Origin of the sequence: uncultured Caballeronia sp. (genome assembly GCF_964243625.1) — a bacterium.
Lineage (GTDB): Bacteria > Pseudomonadota > Gammaproteobacteria > Burkholderiales > Burkholderiaceae > Caballeronia.
On record NZ_CAXTGZ010000250.1, the window covers coordinates 1 to 8,261 of the forward strand.

9 protein-coding genes, 1 tRNA gene and 1 pseudogene are annotated in these 8,261 nt (G+C 60.0%); 5 read left to right on the forward strand and 6 right to left on the reverse strand.

Annotated features, from left to right (window positions below; all coding sequences use genetic code 11):
• The first annotated feature begins 234 nt into the window (after window positions 1–234).
• Entirely contained in the window at window positions 235–768 is a 534-nt protein-coding gene (locus ACFFAR_RS17505) for a Fur family transcriptional regulator (RefSeq protein WP_082771300.1), read from the forward strand.
• Between the two features lie 577 nt (window positions 769–1,345).
• Here ACFFAR_RS17505 and ACFFAR_RS17510 read toward each other — a convergent pair.
• From ACFFAR_RS17510 to ACFFAR_RS17520, 3 genes are all read right to left on the reverse strand, one after another.
• On the reverse strand, window positions 1,346–1,678 hold the full coding sequence (locus tag ACFFAR_RS17510; protein ID WP_062000926.1) for a hypothetical protein: 333 nt from the start codon (window positions 1,676–1,678) through the stop codon (window positions 1,346–1,348).
• 56 nt (window positions 1,679–1,734) lie between these two features.
• Window positions 1,735–2,439: a peptidoglycan DD-metalloendopeptidase family protein gene (locus ACFFAR_RS17515; RefSeq protein ID WP_174365435.1), complete on the reverse strand. Its 705-nt coding sequence runs from the start codon at window positions 2,437–2,439 to the stop codon at window positions 1,735–1,737.
• Between the two features lie 150 nt (window positions 2,440–2,589).
• Complete coding sequence (locus tag ACFFAR_RS17520) at window positions 2,590–3,492, reverse strand: aldose epimerase (protein WP_062167180.1); 903 nt, start codon at window positions 3,490–3,492, stop codon at window positions 2,590–2,592.
• Between the two features lie 523 nt (window positions 3,493–4,015).
• On the opposite strand from ACFFAR_RS17520, the gene ACFFAR_RS17525 reads away from it, so the two are divergent.
• On the forward strand, window positions 4,016–4,846 hold the full coding sequence (locus ACFFAR_RS17525; protein WP_062167176.1) for an undecaprenyl-diphosphate phosphatase: 831 nt from the start codon (window positions 4,016–4,018) through the stop codon (window positions 4,844–4,846).
• A gap of 80 nt (window positions 4,847–4,926) precedes the next feature.
• Window positions 4,927–5,003 (forward strand) — tRNA-Arg (locus ACFFAR_RS17530).
• A gap of 44 nt (window positions 5,004–5,047) precedes the next feature.
• Here ACFFAR_RS17530 and ACFFAR_RS17535 read toward each other — a convergent pair.
• Window positions 5,048–5,320: a hypothetical protein gene (locus ACFFAR_RS17535; protein ID WP_062167174.1), complete on the reverse strand. Its 273-nt coding sequence runs from the start codon at window positions 5,318–5,320 to the stop codon at window positions 5,048–5,050.
• 262 nt (window positions 5,321–5,582) lie between these two features.
• On the opposite strand from ACFFAR_RS17535, the gene ACFFAR_RS17540 reads away from it, so the two are divergent.
• Window positions 5,583–5,990, forward strand: a complete 408-nt coding sequence (locus ACFFAR_RS17540) for an RT0821/Lpp0805 family surface protein (protein ID WP_061999894.1) — start codon at window positions 5,583–5,585, stop codon at window positions 5,988–5,990.
• Between the two features lie 63 nt (window positions 5,991–6,053).
• The gene (locus ACFFAR_RS17545; protein ID WP_061999893.1) at window positions 6,054–6,506 is read left to right on the forward strand and encodes an NUDIX domain-containing protein; all 453 of its coding nucleotides are present in this window, start codon (window positions 6,054–6,056) and stop codon (window positions 6,504–6,506) included.
• Between the two features lie 31 nt (window positions 6,507–6,537).
• Here ACFFAR_RS17545 and ACFFAR_RS17550 read toward each other — a convergent pair whose 3' ends face one another.
• Both ACFFAR_RS17550 and ACFFAR_RS17555 read right to left on the reverse strand, forming a co-directional pair.
• A complete protein-coding gene (locus ACFFAR_RS17550; RefSeq protein WP_083637414.1) occupies window positions 6,538–7,476 on the reverse strand; it encodes a transporter substrate-binding domain-containing protein in 939 nt (312 codons plus the stop codon).
• Between the two features lie 41 nt (window positions 7,477–7,517).
• A pseudogene (locus ACFFAR_RS17555) lies at window positions 7,518–8,261 on the reverse strand (glutamine--tRNA ligase); the annotation flags it as partial.

Here is an 8,261-nt window from a genome sequence, read left to right on the forward strand (position 1 = left end):
CGCTTCGCCGTTCTGTTTGCCTGCTCCCTGATTCTCTCGGCATGTGCCGATTCAACGCCGCATCGCGTAATACCTCAGGACCCGCCCGACTACAAGGGCGTTCCAACCGATACCACACCGCCCGACATGACCATCGCGCCGGCCAGGGCAGCCCCCTCCGCGCAGCCGCAATGATCGCCTGCATGCCGCGAGCCTGTCGCCTGTCCGAACGTGGCAGCAGCGTATAATTTGTCCATGAACACGCCCGCCAACGCCGCCCAGTCCCACGACCACTCGTCTGCCGACGCGCTTCAGGCTGCGGTCACCATGGCCGACGACTACTGTCGCGAACGCGGTCAAAAGCTCACGCCCATCCGCCGCACAGTGCTGGAGCTGCTGCTCACGTCCGGACGTGCAACGAAGGCCTACACGCTGCTCGACGAAATGCGCGCGATGCATCCCAACGCATCGCCGCCGACGGTTTATCGGGCGCTGGATTTCCTGCTGTCGGCGGGACTGATTCATCGGATCGAATCAATCAACGCGTTCACGGTCTGCCACGACCTGACGCATTGCCAGCATGGCGTGCTGGTGGTTTGCCAGCAATGTGGGCGGGTGACCGAATTGCAGCAGCAAAAGCAGTTGCGCCAGAGCTTGTTATCGCAGGTCGAGGCAAGCGGATACAAACTGGCGGGTGACGATATCGAACTCAAGGGCATTTGCCCGGCATGCCAGGCGGCTGAGGACCCGAGCGCTCACAAGCATGACCACGATCACGCGTCGCATTGAGTCAGCGTTGAGTGAGGTAAAAGGCCGGTCCGACGTGAGTTGGAACGGCCTTTTGTTTGCCGCTAGACGACGTGGGCAGAGAAAGGCGAAACGCCGATGCGGGCACATCGGCGTTTCTGACCCGCGGTACCTGTTCGCGCAGAGAGGCGCGGGCTGTAGTCATTCTAGGTCGCAACAATCTGCTGGATTGTGATCACTTGTTTCAACGCGTAACCCGATGTGTGACGGTGCGATCCCAAGAAGAAGCAAGCCACGGCAACCAAGGCCGCGTCACGTAATTGTTACGATCGAATATTCGGGATAGCCGTGCGTCATGCGAAATTCTTGCTGCAACGGTATTATCGAATATCTCTCCAGTTGAAATTGATCTCGAACATGACCGCGCTGTGGATCTTTCTTGCTGTTTGCCCGCTGGCAATGGCTTCTTTGCTGGTGTTCGCGTTGCACATCGATCCGTTGTCGGGGCGGTGGCGCGGAGCACGGCTCGCCTGCTCGCTGCATGTTCCAGACGTGCGGGAACGAAGCAGGCGACTCGGCGCCGCCGTGAAGCATCATGCGGCTGCGAGCCGTACGAGTCCTATTGCTTGCAGCGAATCACCATCGACCGGTTCTTGACGTTCGCGCCGAAGATTCCGGCGACCGATCCGCCCGATGTCGCTCCGTTGTCCACGTCCTTCGACACCACGTCGTAACCATACGACCCGCAGATCTCTCCGGCCTTCTTGTAGCATTCGGCCCAGCTTGTGCTGGCATCGCCGCCGCTGCAGTTGATCGCAAAACCGGTATCGCCGGTTGGCAAATAAGTCCGTTTCGCCGTGTTTGCGCAACCCGCCAGCGCTGCTGCAGCGACCAGCACGGCAGCCATCATGGCCAGTTTTCCAGGCGCCGGGGCGCGGACGTTGTCTTTCATCGAATCTTCCCTGTAACTGATTGAACGTGGCTGAACGCGTTTGTGCGCCGGTGCATTCATCGAGGTGGCAAGTAGCGCGACGGATCGATCGAACTGCCCTTGTAGCGCAATTCGAAGTGCAGCATCACGCGGTTTGTGTCGCTGTCGCCCATTTCCGCGATGGGCTGGCCTTGCGCGACGCTCTGGCCTTCCTTCACGAGCAGCGCGCGATTATGCGCGTAAGCGGTGAGGTAATCGGCGTTGTGCTTCACGATCAACAGGTTGCCGTAACCGCGCAAGCCGTTTCCCGCATACACCACCGAGCCGGCCGCTGCCGCGACGATCTGCGTGCCGGGTGTGCCGCCAATATCGATACCTTTCGAACTCTTGCCGTCGAAACCGCGGATGACGTCGCCTTGGACCGGCCAGATCAGCGAAATGCTGGTGGCGGGCCGGATCGCGCCGCCGGAGACAGCGGGAGCGGTATCCGCAGAACTCGTGCCGCCTGTACGGGCCGGCGCGGTCGATGAAGGCGCCGATGCAAGGGCCGTCCCCGTCGGGGGCGCCACACGCAGCACCTGGTCGACTTCAATCGCGTTCGGGTCGGCAAGGTTGTTCCAGCGCGCGATATTTTGCGCTGTTGTCCTGTTCGCACGGGCGATCTTGGACACCGTATCGCCCCGTTCCACACGATAAAACCCCGGTCCCACAGGTGCGGAGCCACACGCGGCGAGCACTGCGACCAAGGTCGCGCAGGTCAGCCGTCGAATTATTTGTACCAAACTCAGAACCTCGCAAAGCGCCGCACAACCCGGAGAGCCACGGCGGACGAACAACAACGCGTAACGTCGAAAGGTATGATTTTAACGTCCCCGTGCCGTGGCACTCAGAAGCCTGCGCGCTCCCAGGTACGCGCGGCGCTCATCTTCCCCTTACGACGCCGGTGAAATGGTCAGCCTGAGTGCCGCCGTTTCCGTTTTCCCGGGCGCAAGCCAACGCAATCCGTGACCGTTGTGAATGGCATCGGGCAGACCGACCCATGGCTCGACGCAATAAAAATCCGACGCCGGTGCTTCGGTCCAGGTCGTGACCGCATACCAGGGCACCGAGTCAGGCCGTTGCAGATCGAAGTTCACCGCGCGTTTCAGACCGGGCGTAACCAGCCGCACGGGTTGATCGGACGGGCCGTTGAAACAATGAAAACGGTCGAGGATGCTCGGGTCATCGATGGAATAGAGCGCCTTGCCGGCTTCCGCTTCGCTTATCGAGCCGTCATCAAGTTGCCGGCGCGTTTCCGTACGCGGCAGTTCGATGCTGCTGATGCCGCGTTGATCGTGCGGCAGCGCGAAGTAGAAATGGTGGCCGGAATAATAGGGCAGTGGCACTTCGCCCGGATTCGAGGTCGTCAATTCCACATCGAGCGTGACGCCATCCACGAGCCGGTACGCCGCCTCGAAACGGAAAGCAAACGGATAACCCTGACGCGTGAAATCGTTGTCGACGAGCGTCATGCGTACACCGTGACCGTCCGCGTCCACCCTGTGCTCGAACGGCAGGTTGCGCGCGAAGCCATGCATGGGGAGGTCGTGCACGACGCCGTCCGGGTCGCGCCACTTGCCAATTTCGCCATCGACGAAATGGCGGCCGAGAAACGGGAACAGCAGCGGATTGCCGCCGCGAATCTTGACGAAGTTGGACCAGTCAGGCGCGGCGGGCCAGAAGATGACCGGTTCGCCGCCGACGCGCCAGGTCATCAGGCGCGCGCCGGCGTGGGGGGCAATTTCGAGGGCGGCGTCATCGCGTTTGATTTCCAGGATCTCGGGTAGTGATGACATATGGGTGGTCTCCTTGGCGTAAATGGTCGGGCTGTTCGATGCATCGCGCTCAATTCTACGGGGAAACCCTTTTGGGGAAACTGCGACTGACACACCTGGTTTCATTGGCCCGATAATGCAAGCACGATGTAACGCGGGTGAAACATTTTGCGGCCTTGGCGATCCAATCGTTCAAGATGATCCTACGAAAGGCGAGGGTGATATGGATCTGGCTATGATGTTCGGAGTTTTTATCTTTGGTACGTTTGGCGCAGGGACGGCTTTGTTCTTATACAAGCTCTAAACGCCACGTTAGCTGATCGGCATGTTTGAAAAGGGCTCGTCTTCGACGAGCCCTTTTTGTTTTTCTTTTTGAATTCATATATCTAACAATCAGCTTTCGATTGCGCGATCTCGCACGCAAACGCTTGGCGCTGCTTTTGGCGACCGGCATAATCGGCGCGTTTTGCGTGCCGTATGCCGCACCGCCGAAACCATGCGACTTGTCGCTGGTTTATCGCCAACAACGAAAGAGGACTGACGCGTGACTTTGTGGTTTCTGATTTTCCTGAGCGTGCTGCAGGGCGTGACCGAGTTGTTTCCGGTCAGCAGTCTTGGCCATACCCTTCTCGTGCCTGGTTTGATCGGCATGCATATCGACAAACATGCGCCACAGCTGCTGCCGTTTCTTGTCGCGCTTCACCTTGGCACCGCGCTCGCGTTGCTGTGGTATTTCCGCAAGCGCTGGGTGGCGCTGGTGATCGGGTTTGTGGGGTCCTTGCGTGGCCGCAAGAATGCCGATGGCCACATGATGTGGGCGCTGATCATCGGCACGATTCCGACGGGTATTGTCGGCTTGTTGCTCGAGAAGCGGCTCGAGGCGCTTTTCCACGACCTGCGGATCGTCGCGGTCGCACTCATGGTCAACGGCGTATTGCTGTGGGTAGGTGACCGGTTGACGCGTTCCCGCTCCGCCCGCGCGCCAGAAGACCTCACGTTCAAGCAGGCGTTCCTGGTCGGCCTGGCGCAGATCGGCGCTCTGATTCCCGGCTTCTCGCGCAGCGGCCTGACGATCATCGCGGGCGTGGGCGCAGGATTGAGCGCCGAGAAAGCCGCCGAGTTTTCGTTTCTGCTCGGCACGCCGATCATCTTCGCGGCCGGCGTACTCGAACTGCCCAAGCTCTTCCATGCGCCCGATCAACTCGCCGATGCCATCCTCGGCGGCGTGCTGACGGGCATCGCCGCATATCTGAGCGTGCGTTTCCTGATGCGTTATTTCGAAGGAAAAGGGCGGCTCGCGGCATTCGGCGTGTATTGCCTGATAGCGGGCGCGTTCTGTCTCGGCTGGTTCATGCTGCATCCGCAACCGGTCTGATACCACGCGAATGACGTGAGGAGCCCCCGAATGGGGCTCCTTGTGCATTCGATGAGGTAAAATCCTGGATCGTCTGCAATGCGGCAGTAGCTCAGCTGGATAGAGCATCGGCCTTCTAAGCCGAGGGGCGGGGGTTCGAGTCCCTCCTGCCGTACCACGATCACTTCAGGAATCCGCGCTTGTTTGTGCTTGTCTGCGTCATCACGGCGCAAGTTGCTGGCACAAAAACATCAGCGTAAGCAGCGCCGCGAACAACAGCGCGCCGCCTATGGCGGTAACGACGCGTGGCCAGATGGCCGGCTGTATCTCGTCCACGTACCGATTTCCGTCTCCCCAGTTGTCCAGATCAAACCGCTCGGATTGTCCTGCAAGCAGCCGGTCCACCGCTGCCAGGCCCTGCGGCATGATGAGCGCACACGCAATCACCCCGATACACAGGCATCCGTAAAACGTCGGCGTGAGATGGGTTTCCATGAGCGGGCGGGGAAGCAGAATCGGCGATTCACTGATGTTAGGTTTGCTCTGCGCCGGTCTCTATCGGACACGTCCGAGATAGTTCTGCATTTCTCTGAAACATACTCGCGATGGCCATTCGGCCGAGCTTCTACGCTTGCGGAACACGTGTGGCCTCATGCTATCCTCGACCCACACGATTCTTGCTCGCCAGTCTGTCACAGCATTCCGAATGGCGATCCACGCAGAAAATCAATCAATATCAACGAGGGAGAACATTTCCATGTCACAGCCGACTCACGGGCTCAAACGCGTCTCTACGCAAATCACGTTGTCACTGGTCGCGGGCTGCGTGCTGCTGGCCAGCGGCGCAGCTCAAGCGGCTAATCTCGGGTTCCTGAACAACACGCCCATCACGTACATGAAGCAGCGTGATCTGCAGATACTCAACAAGTCCGCACACACCGCGCTGGATACCAAGCAGGACGGCGAGTCGCTCGACTGGAACAACGAAGGCGCCGGCAATCCGGTAGCAGTCACTGGCACGATCACGCCGTCGGACACGGACAAGAAAGGCGACAGGACGTGCCGGAAGCTGACCATGGTCGCGCATGCCAAGGGCCAGACGCAGACCTGGGCGCCGACCGTCTGCAAGACCGAAGGCGGCAAATGGGCGCTGCTCAAGCAGTGAGCAGTCTCCAATTGAAGCTTCGCGGCGAACACCCTTTCGTAGCTCGAAGCAGCAGATCGATCAATGGCTGAGCGGACGGTTTCGTGCGGCGTCGTGATACTCAACACGCAAGGCGACGTGTTGCTCTGTCACGCGACCGAGACGTCGCATTGGGACATTCCCAAAGGTCAGGGCGAAGAAGGCGAAGAGCCTGTCGAAGCGGCGTTGCGCGAGCTCGTGGAAGAGACGGGCATCGTCTTGCCGGCGGAGCGGCTGAAGGATCTGGGGCGCTTTGTGTATCGGCGGGACAAGGATTTGCATTTGTTCGCCGTGCGCGTCAGCCAGGACGAAGTGAAGATCGAGGAGTGCGTTTGCGAATCGTACTTTCCCCGGCGGCGCGACGGCACGATGATCCCCGAAATGGATGCCTACCGGTGGGTGTCGCTGGCCGACGTCGACCAGTATGCAAGCCGCAGTCTCGCGCGGCTATTCCAGACCACGCTGTCGCTTGCCGAACTGCATCAAACGCTGGACTGACGGGTCGAGCCTGATGGGCTGATGCAGCCGTTCAATTGTCCGATGGCCGGTCGTTCGGATTCGCAAACAGCGCTCTCATCTCGGGCGAGAGCGGAAAACGCAGATTGATGTTGTCGGGCGGAATGGGTTGCATGAACCACGTGTCGTACAACGTCTCCGCTTCACCTGAACGTTGCATGCCGGCAATGACGTCATCGGCCAGTTTCTTGAAGACCGGGTCGCCCTTGCGCATGACGCACGCATACGCTTCATGCGCAAGCGGGTCGCCTGTGACCACATAGTCGCGCTGCGCGGCGCCTTCCTGCGCGATCTTTCCATACAGCAGCGGATCGTCCATGACGAAGGCAACGGCGCGGCCGGTCTTGACCGCCTCGAACGCTTCCGCGTGATCGCGGGCGGCGATGATCCGCAAGTCGAGCTTCTGGTTCATCGACAATTCCCGGATCAGTTGCTCGTCGGACGTGCCTGCGGTCGTCGATACCGTTTTTCCGGCGAGGTCGCTGTAATTCCGGATGCCGGACTTGCGCTTCACCACCATCCGGATGCCGTAGTCGAAGAAGCTGTTGGTAAATGCAACCAGTTGTTCGCGGTCCCGGATATGGGCGGTCGAACCGCACTCCAGGTCGATCTGATGGTTGACCACGTAAGACAGGCGGTTGGTCGATGTCACCACCACCGTGCTCACGGCGAGATGGGGCTTTTGCAAGCGGCGCCGGACTTCATCGACTATTTTGAGCGCGATGCTTTGGGAATAGCCAATAGGCTGCTGCTTCGCATCCAGATACGAGAACGGCACCGACGATTCGCGCACGCCAAGAACAATGCTGTTGTTCTCGGCGATCTTGCGCAACGTGGGCGAGATTTGAGGTTGTTCCGCCGTGCTCGCGCAGACAGTCTGCGCCGCCAGCAGCAGCGCCAGCGCGCCCGCTGCGCACGTTGCGCGAGCGGACGGCCGCGTAGACGCGCGCATCCAACTGCTAGCCAGGGACACCGGCAGACGCCCCGCCGGCTTCAAGCCGGTTTGCCCCAGCTATCGCGCAAGCTGACGATACGATTGAACACCGGCACGCCCGGCTTCGAATCCACCCGATCGGCCACGAAATAGCCATGACGTTCGAACTGATACCGGTCTTCCGCATTGGCGTTGCGCGCCGATGGTTCGAGATACGCGCGAACCACACGCTTTGAATCCGGATTCAATGCATCGAGGAATTCGGCGCCGCCGGCGCCAGGTTGTGGCTCCTTGAAGAGACGATCGTAGAGCCGAACTTCGGCTTCATACGCGTCTTTCGCGCTGACCCAATGAATCGTTCCCTTGACCTTGTAGCCGTTCGCGCCTTCGGTGCCCGATTTGCTGTCGGGGAAATAATTGCAGTGCACGGCCGTGATATTGCCGTTTTCGTCCTTGTCCGCGCCGGTGCATTCGACCACGAAGCCGTACTTCAGCCGCACCTTGTTGCCCGGGAACAAACGGAAATATCCCTTCTTGGGCTCTTCCTGAAAGTCTTCACGCTCGATCCACAATTCCCGCGAAAACGGAAACTCGCGAACACCGCGGTCCGGATGATGCGGATGCACGGGCGCGCTGCACGCCTCGCTCGTGCCTTCCGGAAAGTTGTCGATGATCAGCTTCAGCGGATCCAGCACTGCAATCGCACGCGGCGCTTTTTCATCGAGATCATCGCGTAGTGCGCCTTCCAGCACGCTCATGTCGATCCACGAATCGACCTTCGTCACGGCCACGCGATCGCACAT

What these genes read in the sequence shown, in the direction of transcription:
- ACFFAR_RS17505 (WP_082771300.1), top strand. Translation starts at nt 235, where the DNA reads ATGAACACGCCCGCCAACGCCGCCCAGTCCCACGACCACTCGTCTGCC.
- ACFFAR_RS17510 (WP_062000926.1), bottom strand. Translation starts at nt 1,678, where the DNA reads ATGAAAGACAACGTCCGCGCCCCGGCGCCTGGAAAACTGGCCATGATG.
- ACFFAR_RS17520 (WP_062167180.1), bottom strand. Translation starts at nt 3,492, where the DNA reads ATGTCATCACTACCCGAGATCCTGGAAATCAAACGCGATGACGCCGCC.
- ACFFAR_RS17535 (WP_062167174.1), bottom strand. Translation starts at nt 5,320, where the DNA reads ATGGAAACCCATCTCACGCCGACGTTTTACGGATGCCTGTGTATCGGG.
- ACFFAR_RS17540 (WP_061999894.1), top strand. Translation starts at nt 5,583, where the DNA reads ATGTCACAGCCGACTCACGGGCTCAAACGCGTCTCTACGCAAATCACG.
- ACFFAR_RS17545 (WP_061999893.1), top strand. Translation starts at nt 6,054, where the DNA reads ATGGCTGAGCGGACGGTTTCGTGCGGCGTCGTGATACTCAACACGCAA.
- ACFFAR_RS17550 (WP_083637414.1), bottom strand. Translation starts at nt 7,476, where the DNA reads ATGCGCGCGTCTACGCGGCCGTCCGCTCGCGCAACGTGCGCAGCGGGC.